23 protein-coding genes are annotated in these 22,536 nt (G+C 69.5%); 7 read left to right on the top strand and 16 right to left on the bottom strand.

Annotated features, from left to right (window positions below; all coding sequences use genetic code 11):
- Positions 1–254: 254 nt before the first annotated feature.
- The 6 genes from OG884_RS09860 to OG884_RS09835 form a co-directional block, all read right to left on the bottom strand.
- The gene (locus OG884_RS09860; protein WP_326644312.1) at positions 255–965 is read right to left on the bottom strand and encodes a PadR family transcriptional regulator; all 711 of its coding nucleotides are present in this window, start codon (positions 963–965) and stop codon (positions 255–257) included.
- On the bottom strand, positions 962–1,759 hold the full coding sequence (locus OG884_RS09855; protein WP_326644310.1) for a DUF4097 family beta strand repeat-containing protein: 798 nt from the start codon (positions 1,757–1,759) through the stop codon (positions 962–964). Before OG884_RS09855 ends, OG884_RS09860 begins: the two co-directional genes overlap by 4 nt.
- 70 nt (positions 1,760–1,829) lie before the next feature.
- Positions 1,830–2,006, bottom strand: a complete 177-nt coding sequence (locus OG884_RS09850; protein ID WP_326644308.1) for a DUF6104 family protein — start codon at positions 2,004–2,006, stop codon at positions 1,830–1,832.
- Positions 2,007–2,122: 116 nt separating this feature from the next.
- A complete protein-coding gene (locus OG884_RS09845) occupies positions 2,123–5,830 on the bottom strand; it encodes a multifunctional oxoglutarate decarboxylase/oxoglutarate dehydrogenase thiamine pyrophosphate-binding subunit/dihydrolipoyllysine-residue succinyltransferase subunit (RefSeq protein WP_326644306.1) in 3,708 nt (1,235 codons plus the stop codon).
- A 193-nt stretch (positions 5,831–6,023) separates the two neighbouring features.
- Positions 6,024–6,689, bottom strand: coding sequence for a B3/B4 domain-containing protein (locus OG884_RS09840; protein WP_326644304.1), 666 nt, complete (start codon positions 6,687–6,689; stop codon positions 6,024–6,026).
- A gap of 174 nt (positions 6,690–6,863) precedes the next feature.
- Positions 6,864–7,502, bottom strand: a complete 639-nt coding sequence (locus tag OG884_RS09835; RefSeq protein ID WP_326644302.1) for a glutathione S-transferase C-terminal domain-containing protein — start codon at positions 7,500–7,502, stop codon at positions 6,864–6,866.
- 41 nt (positions 7,503–7,543) lie between these two features.
- On the opposite strand from OG884_RS09835, the gene OG884_RS09830 reads away from it, so the two are divergent.
- Both OG884_RS09830 and OG884_RS09825 read left to right on the top strand, forming a co-directional pair.
- Positions 7,544–7,669, top strand: coding sequence for a hypothetical protein (locus OG884_RS09830; protein WP_326644300.1), 126 nt, complete (start codon positions 7,544–7,546; stop codon positions 7,667–7,669).
- Between the two features lie 119 nt (positions 7,670–7,788).
- Positions 7,789–8,295, top strand: a complete 507-nt coding sequence (locus OG884_RS09825) for a flavin reductase family protein (protein ID WP_326644297.1) — start codon at positions 7,789–7,791, stop codon at positions 8,293–8,295.
- 368 nt (positions 8,296–8,663) lie between these two features.
- On the opposite strand, the gene OG884_RS09820 is transcribed toward OG884_RS09825, so the two are convergent.
- On the bottom strand, positions 8,664–9,722 hold the full coding sequence (locus OG884_RS09820; RefSeq protein ID WP_326644295.1) for an NAD(P)H-dependent amine dehydrogenase family protein: 1,059 nt from the start codon (positions 9,720–9,722) through the stop codon (positions 8,664–8,666).
- A gap of 297 nt (positions 9,723–10,019) precedes the next feature.
- On the opposite strand from OG884_RS09820, the gene OG884_RS09815 reads away from it, so the two are divergent.
- The 4 genes from OG884_RS09815 to OG884_RS09800 all read left to right on the top strand — a co-directional run bounded on the left by OG884_RS09815 (position 10,020) and on the right by OG884_RS09800 (position 13,354).
- Complete coding sequence (locus OG884_RS09815; RefSeq protein ID WP_326644293.1) at positions 10,020–10,211, top strand: hypothetical protein; 192 nt, start codon at positions 10,020–10,022, stop codon at positions 10,209–10,211.
- A gap of 146 nt (positions 10,212–10,357) precedes the next feature.
- On the top strand, positions 10,358–10,960 hold the full coding sequence (locus tag OG884_RS09810; RefSeq protein ID WP_326644291.1) for a substrate-binding domain-containing protein: 603 nt from the start codon (positions 10,358–10,360) through the stop codon (positions 10,958–10,960).
- Complete coding sequence (locus OG884_RS09805) at positions 10,960–12,243, top strand: Gfo/Idh/MocA family protein (protein ID WP_326644289.1); 1,284 nt, start codon at positions 10,960–10,962, stop codon at positions 12,241–12,243. The genes OG884_RS09810 and OG884_RS09805 overlap by 1 nt, the downstream gene beginning before the upstream one ends.
- A 103-nt stretch (positions 12,244–12,346) precedes the next feature.
- On the top strand, positions 12,347–13,354 hold the full coding sequence (locus OG884_RS09800) for a sugar phosphate isomerase/epimerase family protein (protein ID WP_326644287.1): 1,008 nt from the start codon (positions 12,347–12,349) through the stop codon (positions 13,352–13,354).
- A gap of 133 nt (positions 13,355–13,487) precedes the next feature.
- Here the strand turns inward: OG884_RS09800 and OG884_RS09795 are convergent, their stop codons facing one another.
- Genes OG884_RS09795 through OG884_RS09780 form a run of 4 tightly spaced genes read right to left on the bottom strand, consistent with a single transcriptional unit; the run spans position 13,488 to position 15,249 of the window.
- Complete coding sequence (locus tag OG884_RS09795; RefSeq protein ID WP_326644285.1) at positions 13,488–14,570, bottom strand: Zn-dependent alcohol dehydrogenase; 1,083 nt, start codon at positions 14,568–14,570, stop codon at positions 13,488–13,490.
- Between the two features lie 11 nt (positions 14,571–14,581).
- The gene (locus OG884_RS09790; protein WP_326644283.1) at positions 14,582–14,776 is read right to left on the bottom strand and encodes a ferredoxin; all 195 of its coding nucleotides are present in this window, start codon (positions 14,774–14,776) and stop codon (positions 14,582–14,584) included.
- Positions 14,777–14,785: 9 nt separating this feature from the next.
- Positions 14,786–14,938, bottom strand: coding sequence for a hypothetical protein (locus OG884_RS09785; RefSeq protein ID WP_326644281.1), 153 nt, complete (start codon positions 14,936–14,938; stop codon positions 14,786–14,788).
- The gene (locus tag OG884_RS09780; protein WP_326644280.1) at positions 14,935–15,249 is read right to left on the bottom strand and encodes a pyridoxamine 5'-phosphate oxidase family protein; all 315 of its coding nucleotides are present in this window, start codon (positions 15,247–15,249) and stop codon (positions 14,935–14,937) included. The genes OG884_RS09785 and OG884_RS09780 overlap by 4 nt, the downstream gene beginning before the upstream one ends.
- 76 nt (positions 15,250–15,325) lie before the next feature.
- On the opposite strand from OG884_RS09780, the gene OG884_RS09775 reads away from it, so the two are divergent.
- The gene (locus OG884_RS09775) at positions 15,326–15,973 is read left to right on the top strand and encodes a class I SAM-dependent methyltransferase (RefSeq protein WP_326644278.1); all 648 of its coding nucleotides are present in this window, start codon (positions 15,326–15,328) and stop codon (positions 15,971–15,973) included.
- Here the strand turns inward: OG884_RS09775 and OG884_RS09770 are convergent.
- The 5 genes from OG884_RS09770 to OG884_RS09750 all read right to left on the bottom strand — a co-directional run bounded on the left by OG884_RS09770 (position 15,909) and on the right by OG884_RS09750 (position 22,504).
- Entirely contained in the window at positions 15,909–16,835 is a 927-nt protein-coding gene (locus OG884_RS09770) for an enediyne biosynthesis protein UnbU (protein ID WP_326644276.1), read from the bottom strand. The genes OG884_RS09775 and OG884_RS09770 overlap by 65 nt on opposite strands.
- Before the next feature lie 167 nt (positions 16,836–17,002).
- Complete coding sequence (locus OG884_RS09765) at positions 17,003–19,051, bottom strand: CRTAC1 family protein (protein WP_326644274.1); 2,049 nt, start codon at positions 19,049–19,051, stop codon at positions 17,003–17,005.
- A gap of 100 nt (positions 19,052–19,151) precedes the next feature.
- Entirely contained in the window at positions 19,152–20,072 is a 921-nt protein-coding gene (locus OG884_RS09760; RefSeq protein ID WP_326644272.1) for a DUF1702 family protein, read from the bottom strand.
- Positions 20,073–20,750: 678 nt separating this feature from the next.
- A complete protein-coding gene (locus OG884_RS09755) occupies positions 20,751–21,794 on the bottom strand; it encodes a prenyltransferase (protein ID WP_326644270.1) in 1,044 nt (347 codons plus the stop codon).
- Positions 21,791–22,504, bottom strand: a complete 714-nt coding sequence (locus OG884_RS09750) for a class I SAM-dependent methyltransferase (protein ID WP_326644268.1) — start codon at positions 22,502–22,504, stop codon at positions 21,791–21,793. The genes OG884_RS09755 and OG884_RS09750 overlap by 4 nt, the downstream gene beginning before the upstream one ends.
- Positions 22,505–22,536: the final 32 nt, after the last annotated feature.

Raw genomic sequence — 22,536 nt, 5'->3', positions numbered from 1 at the left:
CCGTGGAGACGATGATCACGGCCGGGCAGCCGGTGTGTTCCGGGTCACCTGCATAAGTAATGGATTACTTTTTGGCTTCCCGGGTGATAGAACACGGATGAGCGATGTATCACCCGGGAGGCCCGGAATAGCCGACTCAACCGTGCACCATGACCCCGACGCGCCGTGCGCTCCCCTCGCCGCACCCGCCGGCCCGGGTGCGCGAGGTGCGGGTCTCGTCGGCGGCAGGGGCGGGCGCCGGCCGTACCGGAGGGTCATCGGAGCGCTTCGCGGATGCGGCGGGCCGCGTCGTACAGGGCGTCCTGCGCGGTGGCCAGGGTCTCCTCGCTGACCTGCGCGTTCGACGCGTCCCCGCGGACCTCCTCGACGAACTCGGCCAGCATCTGCCCGAGCCGGGCGTCACCGGCGCGCGAACCCTCACCGGTGAAGCCACCGGCCCAGATCCTCTTCCAGTCTTCCTTCCACTCGCCGGTCTGGCGCTGCCACTCGTGCTTCTGGCGCTGCCACTCCGTCTTCTGCTCGCGCCAGGCCCCGCGCTGGTCGTGCTTGGCCTGCTTCTCCTCGTGTCTGGCGCCCTGGCGCACGTCACGTGCCATCTGGGTGAGCTCCTCACGCAGCGACTTCACGGTGTCGCGCACGTCCTCCTTGACCTCGCGGGCGATGTCGCGGACCGAGTCGGAGATCTCCTGTTCCAGATCGGCGAGCTCGTCGAGGCGGTCGTTGAGTTCGGCGCGACCCCGGTCGCTGATCGTGAAGACCTTCTTGCCGTTCACGACCTCGTGGGTGACCAGCCCCTCCTCCTCCAGACGGGCCAGGCGTGGGTAGATCGTGCCGGGTGAGGGGGAGTAGACGCCGAGGAAGCGATCCTGGAGCAGCCGGATCACCTCGTAACCGTGGCGGGGGCTCTCCTCCAGCAGCTTCAGGAGATAGAGCCGGAGCCTTCCGTGACCGAAGACCGGGCTCATGCTTGGGCTCCCTTCAGCAGGGTGACGTCGGCGGAGACGGTGTGCGCCGTCAGGGACGCCATGCCGCCGCCGAGCCGGCCGGTCAGCGATCTCGCGCCGGCCTGGGTGGAGTTGTGGAGTTCGGGGAAGGCGGTGTCGAGCCTGCCCGAGGTGGAGCGGATCTTGACATCGGCATCCACGGCGTGCGGGAGCCTGAGCACGATGTCGCCGGTGACGCTGTTCAGCGTCACATGACCGGTCGGCGGGAGCTCCAGGTCGGCGGTGATCCGGCCGGAGACGGTGGTGACGCTGAGCCGCCGAGGGGTGCCCTGGGCCACGGTCAGCTCGCCGGAGACGCTCTTGAACGACAGGTCGCCGACCAGGTCGCGGCTCTCCACGTCGCCGGAGACGGTGTCGGCGTTGATCTCGCCGCTCACCCCGTCGAGCACGATGTCACCCGAGACGCTCCTGACCGAGGTGCGATCCTCGAATCCGGAGACGACCGCGGAGGCGGAGACCACCCCCACGTTGAGCGGGCAGTCCTTGGGAACGGTCAGCGTCAGCGTCGTCCGGCGGCGCCCCGGGCGCAGCCAGCCCAGCAGGCCGTCCCAGGTCAGGTCCTTGTAGGTGACGGTAAGCGTGCCGTCGTCGTCGTGGGTGACGAGCAGCGGCGTGGTGTCCACCTCGGTGATCTCAAGTGTGGCGGGGCCGTCGCCGGCCAGCACCGCCAGCTTGCCCGCCACGATGCGCACGTTCAGCTTTTTCACCGAGTCGAAGGTGCGCTGCTCTGGTTTCTCGATCGTCCACTGCCGCATGGTCGTGACCTCCTTGTACAAGACACGATATGTCGCGTCAGATGGGAGGTCAAGATATATCGCGTTTTTCTCAGTCGTCCTCGTCGTCCAGCCGGGCCAGCCAGGTGGCCAGTCGTTCCACCGGGGTCTCGAAGTCGGGGTTCAGGTCGACGAACTCGCGCAGCCGCTCGGCCAGCCACACGATGGTGACCTCTTCCTGGCCACGGCGCTCGACGAGCTCCTCGATGCCCCGATCGGTGAAGTACATCGTTCTCCTCGTGGTGACACTTGCGATAATGGGGAAGTCCCCCGCAGAGGTTCCTGCGGGGGACTTCCGTGGTGACGCCTGCACTGTGGACCGCCGGTGGCCGGCGGCCCGCCCTCCTAGATGAAGATCTCCCCCAGCATCTGCTGCAACTCGGCCTCGTGGGTGGAGTGCGAGCCGGTCGCCGGGGAGGAGTTGGCCTTGCGGGAGACCCGCTTGATCGAACGTCCGCCGAAGACGTCCGGGTTCTCGGCCATCTTGAGTGCCAGGAACGACCACGGACCCATGTTGAGCGGCTCGTCCTGCGCCCACACCAGCTCGATGTCGGCGGAGTAACGGCTCAGCTCGATCTCCAACGGGTTGCCGGGGAACGGGTAGAGCCGCTCAAGACGGACGATCGCCACGTCGTTGCGCCCCTGCTTGTCGCGGGCCGCCGCCAGGTCGTAGTAGAGCTTGCCGGAGACCAGCACGACCTTGCGGACGTTGCCGGGGGCGACCGTGGTGTCGCCCAGCACCGGCTGGAACGACCCCGAGGTGAAGTCGCTGACCGACGAGATCGCCGCCTTGTGCCGCAGCAGCGACTTGGGGGTGAACACCACCAGCGGGCGGTGCCGGTTCGACAGCGTCTGCCAGCGCAACAGGTGGAAGTAGTTGGCCGGCACCGTGGGCTGCGCGACGGTCATGTTGTCCTGGGCGCACATCTGCAGGAAGCGCTCGATGCGAGCCGAGGAGTGGTCGGGGCCCTGTCCCTCGTAGCCGTGCGGCAGCAGCAGGGTGACACCGGAGCGCTGGCCCCACTTCTGCTCGCCCGAGGTGAGGTACTCGTCGATGATCGACTGAGCGCCGTTGACGAAGTCGCCGAACTGCGCCTCCCAGGCGACCAGCGCCTCGGGCCGCTCCACGCTGTAGCCGTACTCGAAACCGAGCGCGGCGTACTCGCTCAGCAGGGAGTCGTAGATGTAGAACTTCGTGGTGCCCTGGTTGAACGCCTTGAGCGGGGTGTGCTCCTCGCCCGTGACACGGTCGACCAGCACGGCGTGCCGCTGGGTGAACGTGCCGCGCCGGGAGTCCTGGCCGACGAGGCGGACCGGGTGGCCGTCGATCAGCAGTGATCCGAACGCCAGGGTCTCGCCCATGCCCCAGTCGATACGCTCCTCGGTGACCATCTGCCCGCGACGCTGCAGCACCGGCAGCAGGCGCGGGTGGACGGTGAAGCCCTCGGGCATGTTGAGCTGGGTCTCCACGATCCGCTTGACGGTCTCCTCGGAGACGGCCGTCTTGACGTCCTCGTGGGACCAGGGGATGGTCTCCATGTCGACCGGCGGGCGGGGGAACTCGTCCGCCGACGCGTTGGCCGCCGCGCGGGTCTCGGTGAAGGCGTTCTCCAGCTTGGCCTGGTAGTCGCGGAGCGCGCCCTCGGCCTCCTCGACCGTGATGTCGCCCCGGCCGATCAGCGCCTCGGTGTAGAGCTTGCGGGTGGAGCGCTTGGCGTCGATCAGGTCGTACATCAGCGGCTGGGTGAAGCCCGGGTTGTCCATCTCGTTGTGGCCGCGGCGCCGGTAGCAGATCAGGTCGATCACGACGTCCTTGCGGAACGCCTGGCGGTACTCGAAGGCCAGGCGGCCGACCCGGACCACGGCCTCGGGGTCGTCGCCGTTGACGTGGAAGATCGGGGCCTGGATCATCCGGGCCACGTCGGTGGCGTACACGCTGGAACGCGAGCTGGCCGGGCTGGTGGTGAAGCCGACCTGGTTGTTGACCACGATGTGCACGGTGCCGCCGGTGCGGTAGCCGCGCAGCTGCGACAGGTTGAGGGTCTCGGCCACCACGCCCTGGCCTGCGAAGGCCGCGTCGCCGTGGACGAGCACGGGCAGGACCGTGAAGCCCTCCTCGCCGCGCTCCAGGAGGTCCTGCTTGGCGCGGACCACGCCCTCCAGGACCGGGTCGACCGTCTCCAGGTGGGAGGGGTTGGCCACGACCGAGGTCCTGATCTTGGAACCGTCGGGCGAGACGAAGTCGCCGCCGGCACCCAGGTGGTACTTCACGTCACCGGAGCCGTGGGCGCTGCGCGGGTCGATGTTGCCCTCGAACTCGCCGAAGATCTGCCCGTACGACTTGCCGACGATGTTGGCCAGCACGTTGAGGCGACCGCGGTGGGCCATACCGACCACGGCCTCGTCGAGCCGCTCCTCGGCCGCGGCGCTCAGCACCGAGTCGAGCAGCGGTATCAGTGACTCGCCGCCCTCCAGCGAGAAGCGCTTCTGCCCCACGAACTTCGTCTGCAGGAACGTCTCGAACGCCTCGGCGGTGTTCAGCCGCTCCAGGACGCGCAGTTGCTCGGTGCGGTCGGGCTTGGCGTGCGGCCGCTCGACGCGGGCCTGGATCCAGGCCCGCTCCTCGGGGTTCTGCATGTGCATGTACTCCACGCCGATGGTCCGGCAGTAGGAGTCACGCAGCACGCCGAGAATGTCGCGCAGCTTCATCAGGGGCCGGCCGCCGAAGCCGCCGGTGGCGAACTCGCGCTCCAGGTCCCAGAGGGTCAGACCGTGCGACTTGATGTCGAGGTCGGGGTGCTTGCGCTGCTTGTACTCCAGCGGGTCGGTGTCGGCCATCAGGTGGCCGCGGACCCGGAAGGCGTGGATCAGCTCTATGACCCGCGCGGACTTCGCCACGTCGTCGTCGTGCGTGGTGGAGATGTCATGGACCCAGCGGATCGGCTCGTACGGGATCCGGAGGGCCTCGAAGATCTCGTCGTAGAAGCCGTCCTCGCCCAGCAGCAGCCGGTGGACCTGCCGCAGGAAGTCGCCCGACTGGGCGCCCTGGATGATCCGGTGGTCGTAGGTGCTGGTGAGCGTCATGACCTTGCTCACCGCGAGGCGGGTGAGCGTGTCGGGGGAGGCCCCCTGGTACTCCGCGGGGTACTCCATCGCGCCGACGCCGATGATCGTGCCCTGCCCCGGCATCAGGCGCGGCACCGAGTGCACGGTGCCGATGGTGCCCGGGTTGGTCAGCGAGATCGTGGTGCCGGCGAAGTCGTCGACCCCCAGCTTGCCCGCCCTGGCCTTGCGCACCACGTCCTCGTAGGCGACCCAGAACTGGCGGAAGTCCATCTGCTCGGTCGCCTTGATCGACGGGACCAGGAGCTGGCGGGTGCCGTCGCTCTTGGCGACGTCGATGGCCAGGCCCAGGTTGACGTGCTCGGGCTTGACCAGCACCGGCTTGCCGCCGACCTCGGTGTAGGAGTGGTTCATCTCCGGCAGGACCTTGAGGGCCTTGATCACCGCGTAGCCGATGAGATGCGTGAACGACACCTTGCCGCCGCGACCGCGCGACAGGTGGTTGTTTATCACGATCCGGTTGTCGATCAGCAGTTTCGCCGGGACCGCGCGCACGCTGGTCGCCGTCGGGACCACAAGGCTGGCCTCCATGTTGGCGGCAGTCCTCGCGGCCGCGCCGCGTAGTCGAACTTCCTCGGCACCGGCGGGCAACTGCGTCTCCTGCTTGGATCGGTCCGCCGGAGCGGCCTTGGCCGCCGGCGCTGGGGTCGTCGCCACGGGGGCCGGGGTGGCCGGAGCGGCGGAGGCCGGGGCTGGGACAGCCGAGGCCGAAGGGGCGGTCGGTGTCGGAGGAGTGGACGCGGCGGTCGCCGCACCTGGGGGAGCGGCCTTACCGGCCCCCGAATCAGGGTTGTAGTCCGCGAAGAAGTTCCACCAGGCCCGGTCGACCGACTCGGGGTCCTGGAGGTATTTCTGGTACAGCTCGTCGACAAGCCATTCGTTCTGACCGAAGGCTGCCAGCGGGTTTGTCCGCGACGACTCAGACGACACGGCGGAAATCGCCCTCTTCCGCAGATCGGCGTTGATGATAAAGAACCTGTCCAAGGCTACTCGCCTTAGCCCGGACCTGCGCCACTCTGGCCGCAGCTTCCTTGTCGATCCTCTCAGAGTTGTTTAAAACGGTCACCCCTGGGTATCCGTTTCGGTCGCTGAGTCCCTGGTCGGCCGGATCCGGCGGGCTTCGTCAGTTCAATCCGACCAGTCGGAATTCTAGCTGTATCCTCGGGGTAATATCTTCGAGCAGGCCGGCCAGCTCGTCTCCGGCGGCGCGCAACTCCTCGGTGGACAGGGGCGCGAGCCGCTCCAGCAGGAACAGCGCATCCGTCGTCTCCTCGGTGATCCGGGTGCGGACGCACTGCCGCCAGTTCCACCGGCGGCAGGTGACGCCCCGGTCGTCGCGCCAGACGACCTCGCCGATCTCCGGGTGGTCGATCGCGGGCTCGCCTCTCTCGACGACCTCGAACGGCTCGTCGCCGGCCGCGCGCACCAGACGGGCCGTCCCCTCGTAGCGGGTCAGGTCCTCTCCGCCGATCGGCAGGCCGTGCCTGATGCTGATCGCGTTGTAGGCGTCGACCACCAGGTTGATCTCCGGCGGCGGCATCCGTCTGACCAGGGCGTCCACCGAGGGCCGGGTCCGCTGCGGCTTGGCGCCGAATGCCCGGTAGGCCTCCCGCCACGCCTCGACCCTCGCGTCGTCGACCGCCACCGCCTTCTCGGCCGCCTCTGCCAGCCAGGCCCGCGACCTGTCGTCCGTCGGCCCGTTGCGCAGCCCGTACACTCCCATCACCAGCACCGCGAAGTCCGGCCTGAGCGCGCTGACGGCGGGGTCCACCCAGATGTCCTCGATCACGGCCCCAGTTTAGGCGGCGTGCACGGCGATTCGAGGAAGGACGGGGTGACCGTTCAGCGGACGGCCACCCCACGCCGATAAGCCGCAGCGGGTGCAACCCCTCGGGTCGCTGGCCGTGGTTGGTGTAGGTCACCTTGCACGGGCCGGGGATGGTGGTCGAGTACGAGGGTCGTGTCAGGGAGCGGTCCAGTCGATCTCCGGCCCCCGCGGCACGATCCCGCTCGGGTTGACGTTCGTCTGCGTCACGAAGTAGTGCCGCTTGATCTGGTCGAAGTCGGTCGTGTCGCGGAACGCGGGGATGGCGTACAGCTCGCGGGCGTAGGCCCACAGGACCGGATAGTCGACGAGCCGTCGCACCGAGCACTTGAAGTGCGAGTTGTAGACCGCGTCGAACCTGGCGAGCGTGGGGTAGAGCCGCACGTCGCTCTCGGTGAGCGCGTCGCCGTGCAGCCGGCGCCGGGTGGTCAGGCGCTCCTCCAGCAGGTCGAGCGTGGCGAACACCGCGGTGATCGCCTCGTCGTACGCCTCCTGGGAGCGGGCGAACCCGGCCCGGTAGACGCCGTTGTTGAGGCCGTGAAAGATCACTTCGTTCAGCGCGTCGATCTCCTCGCGCAGTTCCTCGGGGTAGAGGTCGGGGGCGCCCTCGGCGTGCCACGGCGCGAAGGCCGTCTCCAGGGTGAGGGTGATCTGCGGGTAGTCGTTGGTGACCAGGCGCTCGGCGGCGATGTCCCAGACGCAGGGCACCGTGTAGCGGCCCTGGTAGCCGGGGTCGGTCGCGAGGTAGAGCTCGGAGAGGTGCGTGACCCCTGTCACCGGATCGCCGCCGGGTATCCGCCAGCCCTTCTCGTCCCTGAGTGGTGCCCATGCCGGGCCTCGCGCTGCTGGAATCGCAGCTCTCCGACCTCGACGCGGCACTCGGCCCCTGGGCCGACCGGGCCGGTCCGCAGGTGGCGGCCCTCGGGCAGAGGGCTCCGGTGTGACGCCGGGAAGAGATGGCGGCATCAATGGGTTCTGAGAAGTGTCTTTTATTCCTCAAAGGGGGAAAAGTGACCAAGTGGAGCATCTTGGTGGTACCCCGCCCGTCCCTGGGAGAGGCGTCATGACCGAGACCCTGTCCGGCCGAGCGGTCGACGCGGAGCGGTTCCGGCAGGCGCTGGCCGTCCACGCGGCCGGGGTCGTCGTCGTCACGGCGCAGTTCGAAGGTGTGCCGGTCGGTCTCACGGCCACCTCGTTCTCGTCCGTCAGCCTTACGCCCCCGCTGGTCTCCTTCTATGTGGACCAGTCGTCGAGCACCTGGTCCTGGCTCCGGCAGGCCGATCACTTCGCGGTGAACGTCCTGGCCAGCGACCAGGCCGAGGTGGCCGCGCGCTTCGCCAGGAAGGGGGTCGACCGCTTCGCCGCCCCCACCTCCTGGGCTCCGGGGCATCTGGGCGTCCCGCTGCTGGACGGTGTCTCGGCTCACCTGGTCTGTGCCACCCACTCCACCGTCGACATCGGTGATCACGTCCTGGTCGTCGGACTCGTCGTCGAGACGAGCCTTGAGCCCGGTGGCCGCCCGCTCCTGTACCACCAGGGCCGTTTTGGGCGTTTCACCCCGCACTCCTGATTTTGGAGGGAATTTCCGTTTAGTTGGATAAGGGGATGTTCCGCGATGGAGCGTTCCCTTCCACAGGCTCTGACGGTCGGTGCCCGCACGAATTCCACGGCCAATTTCCGGTTTCCGGATGGGTGAACGCGACGCGGAGGCGAGGGTTCACCGCGGGTGATCGATGCGCTGGCCTGAGCAGAGAATCTGCCTATTTCGGCAAAAGTGTTAAATACCGGATATCCCTAATCGGCGGATTCACGTGTGCCGGTCGCCATCGCGAACGAGGTCTCCGCCCGTCGTACGGCCGGCCTGTCGCGGGGCCGCCCGCGTGCTGTCTCGTGGTGGTGCCTCGCGGTGGTGCCTGGTAAGGGGGCCGAGGGGGATCCTCAGGCGAGGCGGACGGTGCCCCGGCCGGTGGCCAGGGGGAGATCCAGCGCGGTGCGGATGCCCGGTGGGGCGGCACAGAGGGCGGCCATGGAGTTCACCGCGTGGGCGGCGGCGCCGGCCAGTCCGTGCGAGATCTCGCTGACGCTGAGCATCAACTGGGGCACGCCCTCGATGTGGACGCTGAAACCGGGGTCGGCCCAGCGTTCCACCCGGGTGGCGTCGGCCTTGTAGACGCACTCCACGGTCATCAGGGGACGGCCGCGGACGAGCCCGCTGAACATCCAGCGGGACGCGCACACGGTGCCCGCCCTGACCAGCCCCGCGGCGATCTCGAACTCCTCTGAGGCAAGCTCGAACTCGTCGCTCTCCTCGACCTCGTCGAGGGTCACGCCGAGGTTGTCGGCCACGAACTGGACGCTCTCGGCGAACAGCGAGCGCTGGAAGGCGCGGAAGGGACGCACGCCGGCGATGTAGTCCTTGGCCGAGCGGGTGAAGCCGTACAGATCCACCACGATCTGCCGGGAGGGGTGTCCCCGGAAGTCGGACGACTCCCGGACGTAGATGTGGTCGACCCGGCTGGACAGGCCGGTCAGCGTGAGCGGCAGCACATCGCTCATGAAACCGGGGTTGATGCCCGTGCCGTGCAGGGACGCCCCTCCGGCCTGGCAGGCGGCCTCCAGGCGATCCACCACCGCCGGGCCGTAGCACTTGGGGTAGACGAACCCGGTGGTGGTGATGACGTTCTTGCCGGTGGCGAGCAGCGCGCAGATGGTCTCCACGTCGCTCGGATGGTCCCCGCCGAAGTGGAACGTCGGTAGCGGCATGTGCAGCACGCAGTCGGCCTCCAGGGCGAGGGTCTCCTCGACGTCGTCGGTGCAGATGACACCGGCCTCGGGGAGTCCCACGAGGATTCCCGCATCCCGTCCCACCTTGTCCGGGTCGTAGACCAGCACGCCGGCCAGTTCGAACTCCGGCCGGGTGATAACGCTGCGCAGGGCGTATCTGCCGACTGCGCCGGTGGCCCATTGGACCACGCGCAGGGGTGGAGATAAGGACATATGGGGCCTCCAGCCCGAATTGTTGGGCGGGGCCCTGTTGGGAAAGTGAGGGGTGTCATCATTGACCCTCGCCCGTGTGGGGCAGAAACTTTAGCAGAAATTAACACGCTCACTTACTATGCGCAATGATCTCCTATTTTTTGGTTACCGTCTGAGGTGATTTTGGTGCCTTTATCCGGGGTGCTGTGTGACCGTTTTCAGGGGTGTCGTCCGGGTTGCCGGGAGGGCGTCCCGGGCATCCTCGATGGCGTCAGGCGGGCCAAGCAAGCTATTGTTCGGTTGACCGGTGGGGCTCCGGTGAGGTCGTCCGCGGACGAGCGCGTCGAGGCGTCGGCTCGTAAACCCGCCGTGCTGAGCCCCCTGGCCCGTCTCGGGGAGACGCGCCACCTCGGACTGGTGGTCGCGCTGCTGCTGCTGGCGGTGGTGGGCCTGGTCACGGTGCCCGGCACCTTCGCGACCACCTCCAACGCGGGATCGCGGCGGTTCTGATCATGGCCAGGACCACGACGGGTTCCTCCACGCACGGAGATCTGTAGGAGCTGGACGCGATCGCGGCGGTCATCATCGGCGGCACGCTGCTGACCGGAGGACGCGGGTCGATCATCGGATCGATCCTGGGTCTGCTGATCTTCACTGTGATCACGAACCTGTTCATTGACAACTACGGCATGGGCGTCGCGGCCGGCCACTACATCGGCAAGAAGCTCAAGGACAAGGGGGTGGCCGACCCGGTGATCCTGGAGATCCAGGGCATCGCGACGCTGCCGCTGACCCAGGACCGCAGCAAGGGGTTCGAGGAGGCGCTGAAGACGTACGGGTTCGCGGTGACGGCCAAGCAGGACGCGCAGTTCACCGTGGAGTCGGGGACCAAGGTCGCGGCGAACCTGATGCAGGCGCACAAGAAGATCGACGCGATCTGGAACCACGACGACGACCAGGGCATCGGCGTGCTGGCCGCGATCAAGGAGGCCGGGCGCAGCGAGTTCTTCATGGTCGGCGGCGCCGGGTCGGCCAACGCGATGCGCGACATCCAGGCGGGGACGGGGGTACTGGAGGCGACGGTGACCTACAGTCCCACGATGGCCTCCTCGGCGATCAAGCTGGCCCGTCTGATCGCTCAGGGCAGGGGAATGAGCGACCTGGTGGAGAACCAGGTGCCCCAGTCGATCACACTGGCCTCGGAGACGATCACCAAGGAGAACGTGGACGCCTACCTGCCGCTGGGGTTCGAGTCCTGATGACCCCTACGGACGAGCCCACCTCCGCACCCGCGTCCGACCCGGCGCCGCCACAGGGGCCGGCGCCGGGGCCGATGCCGGGGCCGGGGGCGTTGGCACGGCCGGCGCTGGGAATCGGCATGGTCGGCTACGCGTTCATGGGCCGGGTGCACTCCCAGGCATGGCGTAGCGCGCCGGCGTTCTTCGACCTGCCGGTCCGGCCGGTGATGGCGGCGCTGTGCGGACGCTCGGCCGAGGGGACGGCGCGGGCGGCCGAGCAGATGGGCTGGGCGGCGGTCGAGACCGACTGGCGCGAGCAGATCGCCCGTGAGGACGTCGACGTGGTCGACATCTGCACCCCCGGTGATTCGCACGCGCGGATCGCGATCGCCGCGCTGGAGGCCGGCAAGCACGTACTGTGCGAGAAACCGCTGGCCAACACGGTCGCCGAGGCCGAGGCCATGGCGGATGCGGCACGGGCGGCCGCGGCTCGCGGGGTCTACGCGATGGTGGCGTTCAACTACCGGCGGGTGCCCGCGATCGCGCTGGCCGCCCGCTGGGTGGCCGAGGGCCGGCTGGGCGAGATCCGGCACGTGCGGGCGCAGTACCTGCAGGACTGGATCGTCGATCCGGATTTCCCGCTGGTGTGGCGGCTGAGAAGGGAGCTCGCCGGGTCGGGGGCGCTGGGCGACATCGGCGCGCACATCATCGACACCGCGCAGTTCATCACCGGTCAGCACCTGACACAGGTCTCGGCGCTGACCGAGACCTTCGTCACCCGGCGTCCGCTGGCCGAGACCTCGGCCGGGCTGTCGGCCGCAGGCGGCGGCGCCGAGACGGGGGAGGTGGACGTCGACGACGCGGCACTGTTCATCGGCAGGTTCAGCGGTGGCGCGCTGGCCTCGTTCGAGGCCACCCGGTTCGCCGCCGGGCGTAAGAACGCGCTGCGCATCGAGATCAACGGCTCGGCCGCCAGCCTGGCCTTCGACTTCGAGGCCATGAACGAGCTCTGGTTCCACGACCACGACCACGACCACGCCCTACCGGCCGAGGAGGCGGGGTTTCGCCGGGTGCTCGTCACCGAGCCGGGGCACCCGTACGCGGGGGCGTGGTGGCCGCCGGGCCACGGCCTGGGCTACGAGCACACCTTCACCCACGAGATGAAGGACTTCGTACAGGCGATCGCCTCCGGCACCGCGCCGTCCCCGTCGTTCGACGACGGGTTGCGGGTCCAGCGCGTGCTGGCCGCGGTCGAGCGCAGCGCCGCCGACCAGAGCCGGCTGACAGCGGTACGGCAGACGTGAGCGGGCCGGTCACCGGTGTGGCGCGCCCCCGAGCCGAGCGCGCGGGCGCACCACACCGGTGCACCCCCCTTGAGAACAGGTCCATCAACCGTGAGGAGGACGCATGAGCCGGCCGATCACCTTGTTCACCGGCCAGTGGGCCGATCTGCCCTTTGAGGAGGTCTGCCGGCTGGCGTCGGGCTGGGGATACGACGGATTGGAGATCGCCTGCTGGGGTGATCACTTCGAGGTCGACAGGGCGCTGTCCGAGGACGGCTACATCGATCGCAGGCGGGAGATCCTGGCCAAGCACAACCTGGCCGTGTACGCCATCTCCAACCACCTGGTCGGCCAGGCCGTCTGCGACCACCCCGTCGACGAGCGGCACAGGGCCATCCTGCCGGCCCGTATCTGGGGTGACGGCGAGGCGGAACAGGTCCGCCGCAACGCCGCCGAGGAGATCAAGAACACGGCCCGGGCCGCGGCCGGACTCGGCGTGGACACCGTGGTCGGCTTCACCGGATCGTCCATCTGGCACACCGTGGCGATGTTCCCGCCGGTGCCGCCCGCGATGATCGAGGCCGGCTACGCCGATTTCGCCGACCGGTGGAACCCGATCCTGGACGTCTTCGACGAGGTCGGGGTACGTTTCGCCCACGAGGTGCATCCCAGCGAGATCGCCTATGACTACCACAGCACCGTGCGGACCCTGGAGGCCATCGGGCACCGGCCCGCGTTCGGGCTGAACTGGGACCCCTCGCACATGGTGTGGCAGGAGATCGACCCGGTCGGCTTCATCCTGGACTTCGCCGACCGGATCTACCACGTCGACTGCAAGGACGCCAAGGTCCGCACCGGCGACGGCCGCCGTGGCCGGTTGGCCTCGCACCTGCCCTGGGGCGATCTGCGCCGGGGCTGGGACTTCGTCTCCACCGGCCGGGGCGACGTGCCGTGGGAGGACTGTTTCCGCGCGCTGAACGCGATCGGTTACAACGGGCCGATCTCCATCGAGTGGGAGGACGCGGGCATGGACCGCCTGGCCGGCGCCCTCGACGCGCTGGCCGTGATCCGCGGGCTCAACGCCATCACCCCGCCCTCGGCCGCCTTCGACGCGGCCTTCTCCTCCGACTGAGGCGGCCGGGTCACCGGTCCGCCGTGCTCAGGTGGGCGGCCCGGCGACCCGGCGCGCGGGCTCGGTCGGGACGGTGCTCAGTTCTTGACTTCCTCCCCAGAGCTGAAGCCCGGGGTCTCCACGCTGAAAAGAGTCAGATGACGACGATCTGGCGCAGGACCTCGCCGCCCCTGAGCGCCGCCACGGCGTCGTTGAGATCGGCCAGCTTGATGCGGGCGCTGATCATGCTCTCCAGATCGAGCTTGCCCGCCTTGTAGAGTCCCGCGAAGAACGGGAAGTCGCGCCGGACGTCCGAGCCGCCGTACAGCGAGCTGAGGATGTTCTTGCCCTCGAACAGCAGGCTGAAGGCGCTCAGTGGGACGTTGTCGTCCATCGCGCCCGCGCCCACCACGATCGTGTCGCCACCTCGGCGGGTCGCCTGCCAGGCCGTCATGATGGCGGCGGACTTGCCGACGGCCTCGAAACCGTAATCGAACCCGGCGCCGCCGGTCAGAGTGCCGAGCGCGTCCTTGAGCTGGTCGGGAGTGATGGCGTGGGTCGCGCCGACCTTCTTGGCGAGGGCGTGCTTGGACTCCAGGGGGTCGATCGCCAGGATCGTGGTGGCACCGGAGATGCGGGCACCCTGGATCACCGACAGGCCGATGCCGCCGGCGCCGACCACGGCGACCGTCGAACCCGCCTTCACCTTGGCCGTGTTGAGTGCCGCGCCGACGCCGGTGGTGATCCCGCAGCCGATCAGGGCCGCCGCCTCGAAGGGTACGTCGGGGTCGACCTTGATCGCGCCCTGCCAGGGCACGACGATCTCCTCGGACCAGGTGCCGCACCCGGCCATGCCGAACGCCGGGGTGTCGCCGCCGTAGCGGAAGCGGGCGTTGACGAAGCTGTCCATCACGTAGGTCATGCACAGGAACGGCTGGTTGACCAGGCAGTTCGCGCAGCTGCCGCAGGCCGGGGTCCAGTTGATGATGACGTGGTCGCCGGGCTGTACCGAGGTCACGTGGTCGCCGACCTCGACGACCTCTCCGGCGCCCTCGTGGCCGGGGATGACCGGCAGCGGCATGGGCAGCACGCCGCTGATCACCGACAGGTCGGAATGGCAGACCCCGGTGGCCCTGACCTTGACGCGGACGTCCGTCGGGCCCACCGGGGCGAGGGTGAAGTCATCGCGGATGTCGAGCCTGTCGTCGCCGACGGCATGCAGAAGCGCACCACGCATGGGGGGTCCTCCTAGTTCTCCTCAAGGGAGAGTGCGGCTTTGGGGCAGGACCGCACGGCGTGCCGGACGCGGTCCATCATCTCCGGCGGCGGCTCAGGCAGCAGCAGGTGCAGCTGGTCGTCGTCGTCGAGTTCGAAGACCTCCGGGGCGAGTCCCATGCAGATCGCATTGGCCTCGCAGACCAGATAGTCGACTTTGATTTTCATGCGGGCCTCCTAGCCGGGAATGGCGAGCTTACGGTGATCCCAGGAGATCACTCGAGTGGGCTCGACCACAAAGGCGACCCTTTTGTGGCCGGTGTAGGCCACGTACTCCGTGAGGAGTTCCTCCGCGTCGGGTATCCCGGCCATCCGCCTGGCCACGTTCATGCCGATGCCGAGGATGCCCTCGGAGTCGTCGATCCTCCGTGCCACCCCGTACACCGGTACGCCGCGCAGGTCGGAGTATTCCCCCCGGCCTCGATCAGGCGGCTCACCCGAGCGTCGCGCTGGATGTTGAGTGTCTTCTGGGCCTTGCCGTAGGTCCAGAACGAGATCTTGCCCTCGGTCAACGCATAGAACATCGTCACCATATGTGGTGTGCCGTCCGGGTTGATGGTACCGAGCTGTAGCTTCCGTGCCTCATTGATGAAAGCCGTCACCTCGTCGTCGGACATCACGATGCGGGTGCGCTGATTCACGGTGCAAAGTAGAACACGTTCCATAAGGTCGGGCAAGGGAAATCGGAATGTTGTTCGGTATGGGTAGTCTGCTGCGATGAGCATCGCCACCATGCCCGCCGACCTGTTATACGCCGCCCAGCACGCCAAGGGTTTCATGCCCCGCCAGGAGGGAGTCGCGCTGTTCGAGACCGCCGTCGAGTACGGCCCGCGCGGCCCGATCTGCGAGATCGGCAGCTACTGCGGGAAGTCGGCGGTCTACCTCGGCGCGGGTGCCCGGCAGGCCGGGTCCGTCGTCTTCACGGTGGACCACCACCGGGGCTCCGAGGAGATCCAGCCCGGGTGGGCACACCATGACCCCACGCTGATGGACCACCGCTTCGGCAAGATGGACTCGCTGCCCACCTTCCGTACCACCATCGCCTCCGCGGGGCTTGAGGAGGAGGTCATCGCGATCGTCGGCAGGTCCGAGCGCGTCGCCGGACTGTGGAACACCCCACTGGCGATGCTCTTCATCGACGGCGGCCACTCCGAGGGGCCGGTGACCAAGGACTACGAGGGGTGGGCGCCACACGTCATGCCGGGCGGCGTCCTGGCCTTCCACGACATCTACCCGGACCCGGCCAAGGGCGGGCAGGCGCCGTACCGCGTCTACCAGAGGGTGCTCGCCTCCGGCGCGTTCAGGGAGGTCCGGCAGGAGGGCTCGCTGCGGGTGCTCGAACGGGTCGGCCCCGGCATCGGCTGATCTCCCGGTACGGGGTGCCCGGCACCGTCGAGCCGCCGAAGAACAGGCGGAGGGGCCGTCCCAGCTCTCGGCCCGCGCAGACGATCACGAGGGCGAAGAACAGCCCGAAGACGACGTGGAACTGGACGAGCAGCCCGTAGACCGCCGCCGTGGCCAGGCCGAACACGACCTGGTCGCGCGCCCTGACCGGGGACGTGCCCGGATCGGTGATCACATAGCCGGTGTAGAGGGCGAAGGCGGTCCCGGTCATCGGCAGCAGAGCGCTGACCGTCGACACGTCGCTCAGGCCGCCCCTGAGACACGCCTGCAGGGCGAACCCGCCCACCCAGCCCAGGACCAGCGGCAGTCTTCCGGCTCCTCCGGCGTTCGCCGCCATGCCCCCTGCCAGCACGGCCATCGGCACGATCAGGTCGAAAGGACCCGAGACCCACGCGGTGAACTGGTAGGCGGGGGCGAGTCCGACCCATGGGAACAGCAGCAGCACGACGACGATCCCGAAGGCCACCGGGTTCAGGAACGCGGCGCCGGGCGCGTCCGGGCCGGTCCGGCTCACCCCGCTCGCCGCCTCCGGCGCCCGCACGCGGAAGACGTACGCGCTGCCGACGCCGATGCCGGCCGCCAGCGCGGTCGGCATCAGGTGCCCGTTGCCGTAAAGCAGCATCGCGCAGAGCAGGCCGCAGATGTAGGAGGGCAGGAAGAAGTCGGCGACCCGGTCGCGGGGCACCCCGAGGTAGCGGGCCGGGCGCCGCCACGCCCACGCCTCCACGGTCTCCAGCACGAACTCGGTGGTCACGCCGGTGAGCACGCCGACCAGCGGCGCCAGGTAGGGCTGCTCGAAACCGAGCACGGTGTGTCCGAGCACGGTGAGGAGGGTGAGAGACCATGCCGACCGCCGGAGCGCCCTGCCTCGGCTCCGGCCGGGTCTCCCGGGTCTCCGGGGCTCGGATCTCCCGATCCCGGGTCTCCCGGGTTTCCCGGTCTCGGGTTTCCCGGTCTCGGGTTTCTCGGTCCTGGGGGACGGGCCGGTGTTCACGGCCGGCGGATCTCCGAGGCGCGGCCTTCGGCCAGCAGCACCTGGTGCCAGCCGGGCTCCAGGGACACCGACGCGGTACGGGCGCCGCCGCAGGCGTCCCTCCAGGAGATCTCGACGGGGACGGGGGAGTCGGGCAGGTTGTCACCCAGGCCGAACAGCAGCTCGGGTGCGGAGACGCCGTTGTGGCCGTTGGCGGGGTAGAGCTGCCTGCTGCGCGCGATCCCACCGGGCAGACGTACCGTGGCGACGGCCCCGATGGCGGGCCGCGTCAGCCCGGGGCGTGTCCACTCCCGGCGCGCCGGCTGGAGCTGTGTCCGGCCCGGTTGGGCCAGGGCGGGCCGCTCCGGTCCGGGGCGTGGTGCGGAGGATGGGGGGCAGGGGCCCGCGGGGAGACGGGGCCGCAGGCCCACGAACGGTGCCGTCGGGCCGTGGTTGCCGTAGAGCACCGACTCCGACCACTGGTTGGCGACCGCGAAGTCCAGTCGCCCGTCGTCGTCGACGTCGCCCACCGAGAAGGCCCGGCTGACCGTGCCGTCGCTGTCGCCGCCGACCCCGGCCCGCCGGGCCACATCCGCGTAGCGGCCGTCCTGCCCCCTGGTGAAGAAGGTGTTGGTGTCGCGGCCCGACAGGTCGTCCCCGGCCCGGATGCTCGGCCAGAGCGCCGGGCGGGAGAGGAACAGATCGCTCGCCGACGCCGCCTCCTGCAGTTGCGCCCACCGGTCGACCTCACCCCTGACGAACCCGGTCGCGTGCATGATCTCGTCGTCGCCGTCGTTGTCGAAGTCGGCGGCCTTGACGTCCCAGGACCAGCCGCTGCGGCTCAGCCCCAGCTCCTCACCGAGGTCGTCGTAGGGCGCGTGACCTCCGTGCAGGTCGCCGGGTCGGGACACGAAGGCGAAGTTGCTCTGGTGTAGCGCGTAGTCCTCGGTGAGGTTGCTCACCAGGATGTCCGGCCTGCCGTCGGCGTTGAGGTCGGTGAAGCCGACGCCCATGCCCTTGAACGAGTCGCGGCCGACGACCCTGGAGGCGGGAGTCGTCAGGTGCCTGGTGCCCCTGGCCTCGGTGAACCGGATCCGGCCGGGCACCGACTCGTTGACCAGCAACCGGTCAGGGCCGAAGTCATTGGCCAGGTACAGCTCGGGCCGCCCGTCGCCGTCCAGGTCCTGGGTGCCCAGCGCCAGGGTCCAGCCTCCGTTCCCGATCTCGTCGAACACCCCCTTGGCCTCGGCGAACCGCGCCGGTCCGCTCGCCAGGTAGAGCCGGGCGCCGCCGCCGTTGGCGGCGGCGGACAGCGAGTCGGGCATCACCGCGCTGCCGGGGTCGCCGTCGTTGGGGTCACTCTTGTTGAGAGCACCGTCCTTGGGAGCACCGTCCTTGGGAACGCCGTCGTTGGAGGTATCGTCGCCCAGCACCCGGACGCCGTCGGGGAAGTAGTCGCCGAAGACCAGGTCGAGGCGGCCGTCCCCGTCGAAGTCACCGGTCGTGGCGGCGCTGGTGTTCCAGATCTCAGGCTCCGTGGTCAGCGCGCGGTGGCGGAAGGCGGTTCCTGAGGGGGGCACCCCGGGCACGCGCAGGAAGAGCGAGGGGGAGCGGCCCCAGTAGTAGACGACCAGGTCCTGCCAGCCGTCCTGGTCGAGGTCGGCGGGCAGGCAGCCGGTCGGCGCCTCGTACCGCCTGCGTTCCGGGGGGACCAGTGTGAACGGCCGGTAGCCCCGGGGCGTCCCCGGTGCCTGCCTGACGGTCACCGTGTCATGGCGGGGATCGACCAGGCACAGGTCGTCGGCGACGACCTCGTTGTCCACGTCGAACAGTGCCACCCCGGCGCCCAGCGACGACACCCAGCCCTGGAGCCCGGTGTAGCCCGCCGCGACCGGACGCAGGGTGCGGTCACCGGGTCCCGAGGGCGGCCCGAGCGGCCTCGCGTGGAAGGAGAAGTCGGCCGACGTCTCCGCGACCGAGGTGTCCGGCAGGCCGGTCAGCCTCCATCCGGCGGCGGCGGCGATCAGGGCGAGGGCTCCCGCCGCGTACCTGCGAACCCCTGACATCGCTTTCACCGCCCCTTCGAGCCGCAGGTGACGATTTCGGCCGAGATCGGATCGCCGTGGCGTGGTCCGGCATCGCCCGCACCGATCCTTCGAGCCGCGGTCATGAATTGCGGTCGCGTCGTGCCCAGGCCTTCCGGATTCCCGCCCGCCAGGCCTGGTAGTGGTCGCCGCTGTGCGCGTTGTGGCCCAGCGCGACGAGCGCGGTGTCGGTCCAGCCCGCGGCCTCGTCCACCTCGGCCCCGCACAGCACGGGTGCGGCGGCGACGGTGTGCTCGGGGACGACGGCCGAGATCAGCCGGGAGGCGCAGGCGAAGGCGCAACCCTGGGCGAGGTGGGCGCGGAAGCCGTCCTCGGCCGCGGCCGAGGCCAGCCGCCCCAGGTCCGCGGTGCTCGCGCCCCCGGTGTACGTGGCGGCCAGACCCACGCCGCTCCACAGGTCGGCGCGGCGTCCCGCGGGAAACTCGGCGATGCGCAGCACGACGTCGCCCGCCCCCGCGCACTCGTGGAACCAGAGCATCCGCCCCAGTCCCTGATCGAAGATCGCTCTCCGGGTCCGATCCATGAGCCCCGCCGTGCGCTGGCGTCCCACCGTACGGTCCGCGGAGAAGAAACCCTGGTGGAAGCCGAACCCGTCGTGGGCCAGCCAGCGCAGCAGCGGGTGCACGGAGCGGACGCCCCACATCGGCCGTAGCCGCATGCGGGCGTACGCCCGGCCGGTGCCCATGTGGATGAGGTGCGGATAGCGCATCCCCTGCCCGCTCAGCAACTCCCGCAGACGGCGCCCGCCGGTGAGGGTGAGAACGTCGAGGGTGGCGCAGGCCATGCCCGCGCCCTCGTACGCGAAACCGCGCAGGTCCTCCTGGAGGTCGTCGATTCGCTCGGCCTCCCCGGAGAGCACCGCGTTGAACCCGGCGGTGAACGACCGCTCCGCGCCCTCCAGCCGTTCGCGCGCCGGCCCCAGCCGGAACCGCCGCACTCCGAACCCCACCCGGGCGGGGTTCTGCCGGAGCAGCCGGGCCACGCCCTTCGGCCTGGGCGCCGGCGCCGGCGCCTCCGGAGCCGACACCCTCGGCTCGGAAAAGTCAGGCCCCGGAAAGCCGGTCCCGGAAAAGTCAGGCCCCGGAAAGCCGGTCCCGGAAAAGTCAGGCCCCGGAAAGCCGGTCCCGGAAAAGTCAGGCCCCGGAAAGTCAGGCCCCGGAAAGCCGGTCCCGGAAAAGTTCGGCAGGGGGGAGGGAGCCGATGACTCCCGCGGGCACGAGGGCTCGGGTGAGGTGGGCGATCCCGGCAGGGCCGGGTGCTCGGCGGGTTTCGGGTGGCCGGTCGAGCCCGCGGGTTTCGGGTGGCCGGTCGAGCCCGCGGGTTCCGGCGGATACGGGGGGACCGGAAGGTTCGGAGGGGGCACGAGGTCCGAGGGGGTGAGGAGCGGCGGGTCCGGGGTGCTGTCCGGGATGCCCCCGGTGCCGGGCTCCGTGTCGGTTCCTGTGCCGGTTCCAGCGCCGGCCTCCGTACGGGCCTCCGTACGGGCCTCCGTGCCGGCCGTCTCGACGTCATCGCTCTGAGCTACCGTCCGAGTGCCCTCCGCATTACTCACGGACCCGAACGTAGTGAGCCGCATTCAGCCCTTCAAGCACCGTGTTTCTGATTCCGTGCAAAGAAAACGCCGACGCCTCGGCCGATGTCGTGGCCGGAGGCCGGGAGGTCAGCTCCTGGAGTGGGTGTGGCTGCAGCCGCAGGCGGCGGTGGGGCGGTCGGTCAGGTACTTGCCCGCGTCGCGGAAGATGCCCGCGGCGGAGGTGTGCCCGCTCAGCGCGTCGGCGGCGAGCACGACCGCGGCCGCGGTGTAGGCGGAGTGCTCGTGGGGGAACCACTTCTCGTTCACGAACTGCCAGCCGGTCCAGTAGGAGCCGTCCTCGTGCCGCAGGTGCTGCATGTCCGAGAAGAGTCTCCGCGCCCGATCCCGGTCGCCCAGCGCGTCGAGGGTGAGCACCAGCTCGCACGTCTCGGCGCCGGTCACCCAGGGCTGGTCGGAGACGCAGCGGATGCCGAGGTCCGGTTCCACGAAGGTGTCCCACTCCTCGGCCAGCCGAGCCCGCGCGGCCGGGCCGCGCACCGCGCCGCCCAGGATCGGGTAGTACCAGTCCATCGAGAAGCGGCTCTTGTCGGCGAACGCCTCGGGGTGGGCGGCCAGCACGTGGCCGAGCTGGTCGGCGGCCAGTTCCCAGTCGGGTTGCGGGTCGCCCAGGTGCTCGCCGAGCAGCACGCCGCAGCGCAGGCCCTGGTGGATGGAGGCGCAGCCGGTCAGCAGCGCGTACCCGGCGGGCCTGCCGTCGGCCGCGCGCTCCCAGACGATCTCGCCCCGGGTGGTCTGCAGGCCGACCACGAAGTCCAGTGCCGTCCGGACCGTCGGCCACATCCGCCGGGCGAAGTCCTTGTCCCCGCTCACCAGCAGCTCGTGCCAGACGCCGACCGCGATGTAGGCGGCGTGGTTGGACTCCCCGCCCTGCTCGACGGCCTGGCCCCCGACCAGCTTCATCGGCCAGGAGCCGTCGGACCGCTGCGTGCGGACCAGCCAGTCGTACCCCCGGCGAACGGGATCGGTCAGCCCCGCCACGCTCATCGCCATCAGGCACTCGATGTGGTTCCAGGCGTCCACGTGTCCCTCGGGCCACGGGATGCCGCCGTCGTGCTCCTGTACCGTCGCGATGCTCTGGGCGGTCTGCACGACCTGTTCCCAGGAGATCATGCGGGCTTCCGGACGTAGAGCACCACGCTCTTGCCGATGAGCGGGTTGAGCACGGCCTCGGCGATCCTGGTGGCGGCGGGGCGCTTCATGATGTCCCAGACCAGCAGTTCGTGGTACGCCTTGGCCAGCGGGTGGTCGTTGTTGTCGACGCCGACCGCGCACTTGATCCACCAGTACGGCGCGTGCAGGCCGTGGGCGTGGTGGTGCGGGCCGATGGTGAAGCCCGTCGACTTGAGCTTCGCGCTCAGCTCGGCCAGCGTGTAGATGCGGACGTGCCCGCCGGGAGCGGTGTGGTACGCCTCGTCGAGTGCCCAGCAGATCCGTTCCGGCAGGAAGCTCGGCACCGTGACGGCGGCCTGGCCGCCCGGCTTGAGCACCCGGAAGATCTCCCGCATCGCGGCCATGTCGTCGGGGATGTGCTCCAGCACCTCGGCCGCGATCACCCGGTCGAAGCTGCCGTCCTCGAACGGCATGTCGAGCGCGTCGCCCGTCACGGTGTCCGCCGTCGCCTCGGGCGGCACCTCGCCGGCCTTGTCCATCGCGGCGAACATGTTCGCCACACCTTCCAGCTCTCCCGCGTCCATGTCGAAGGCCACCACGTCGGCACCGCGCCGCAGTACCTCGAACGCGTGGCGTCCGCCGCCGCACCCCAGGTCCAGCACCCGGGTTCCCGGACCGACGGGCAACCGGTCGAAGTCGACAGTCAGCACTGGCCGCTCCTTGTGAGAGGTGATCGTTTCAG

It is taken from the genome of Streptosporangium sp. NBC_01755 (assembly GCF_035917995.1).
In the GTDB taxonomy this organism is placed as follows: domain Bacteria; phylum Actinomycetota; class Actinomycetes; order Streptosporangiales; family Streptosporangiaceae; genus Streptosporangium.
The sequence above is the reverse complement of the archived record's forward strand: the minus strand, read 5'-3'. Positions and strand labels throughout refer to the sequence as shown.

What these genes read in the sequence shown, in the direction of transcription:
- OG884_RS09805 (WP_326644289.1), top strand. Translation starts at nt 10,960, where the DNA reads ATGACCCCTACGGACGAGCCCACCTCCGCACCCGCGTCCGACCCGGCG.
- OG884_RS09790 (WP_326644283.1), bottom strand. Translation starts at nt 14,776, where the DNA reads ATGAAAATCAAAGTCGACTATCTGGTCTGCGAGGCCAATGCGATCTGC.
- OG884_RS09825 (WP_326644297.1), top strand. Translation starts at nt 7,789, where the DNA reads ATGACCGAGACCCTGTCCGGCCGAGCGGTCGACGCGGAGCGGTTCCGG.
- OG884_RS09800 (WP_326644287.1), top strand. Translation starts at nt 12,347, where the DNA reads ATGAGCCGGCCGATCACCTTGTTCACCGGCCAGTGGGCCGATCTGCCC.
- OG884_RS09765 (WP_326644274.1), bottom strand. Translation starts at nt 19,051, where the DNA reads ATGTCAGGGGTTCGCAGGTACGCGGCGGGAGCCCTCGCCCTGATCGCC.
- OG884_RS09850 (WP_326644308.1), bottom strand. Translation starts at nt 2,006, where the DNA reads ATGTACTTCACCGATCGGGGCATCGAGGAGCTCGTCGAGCGCCGTGGC.
- OG884_RS09795 (WP_326644285.1), bottom strand. Translation starts at nt 14,570, where the DNA reads ATGCGTGGTGCGCTTCTGCATGCCGTCGGCGACGACAGGCTCGACATC.
- OG884_RS09785 (WP_326644281.1), bottom strand. Translation starts at nt 14,938, where the DNA reads ATGAACGTGGCCAGGCGGATGGCCGGGATACCCGACGCGGAGGAACTC.
- OG884_RS09775 (WP_326644278.1), top strand. Translation starts at nt 15,326, where the DNA reads ATGAGCATCGCCACCATGCCCGCCGACCTGTTATACGCCGCCCAGCAC.
- OG884_RS09755 (WP_326644270.1), bottom strand. Translation starts at nt 21,794, where the DNA reads ATGATCTCCTGGGAACAGGTCGTGCAGACCGCCCAGAGCATCGCGACG.
- OG884_RS09855 (WP_326644310.1), bottom strand. Translation starts at nt 1,759, where the DNA reads ATGCGGCAGTGGACGATCGAGAAACCAGAGCAGCGCACCTTCGACTCG.
- OG884_RS09820 (WP_326644295.1), bottom strand. Translation starts at nt 9,722, where the DNA reads ATGTCCTTATCTCCACCCCTGCGCGTGGTCCAATGGGCCACCGGCGCA.
- OG884_RS09860 (WP_326644312.1), bottom strand. Translation starts at nt 965, where the DNA reads ATGAGCCCGGTCTTCGGTCACGGAAGGCTCCGGCTCTATCTCCTGAAG.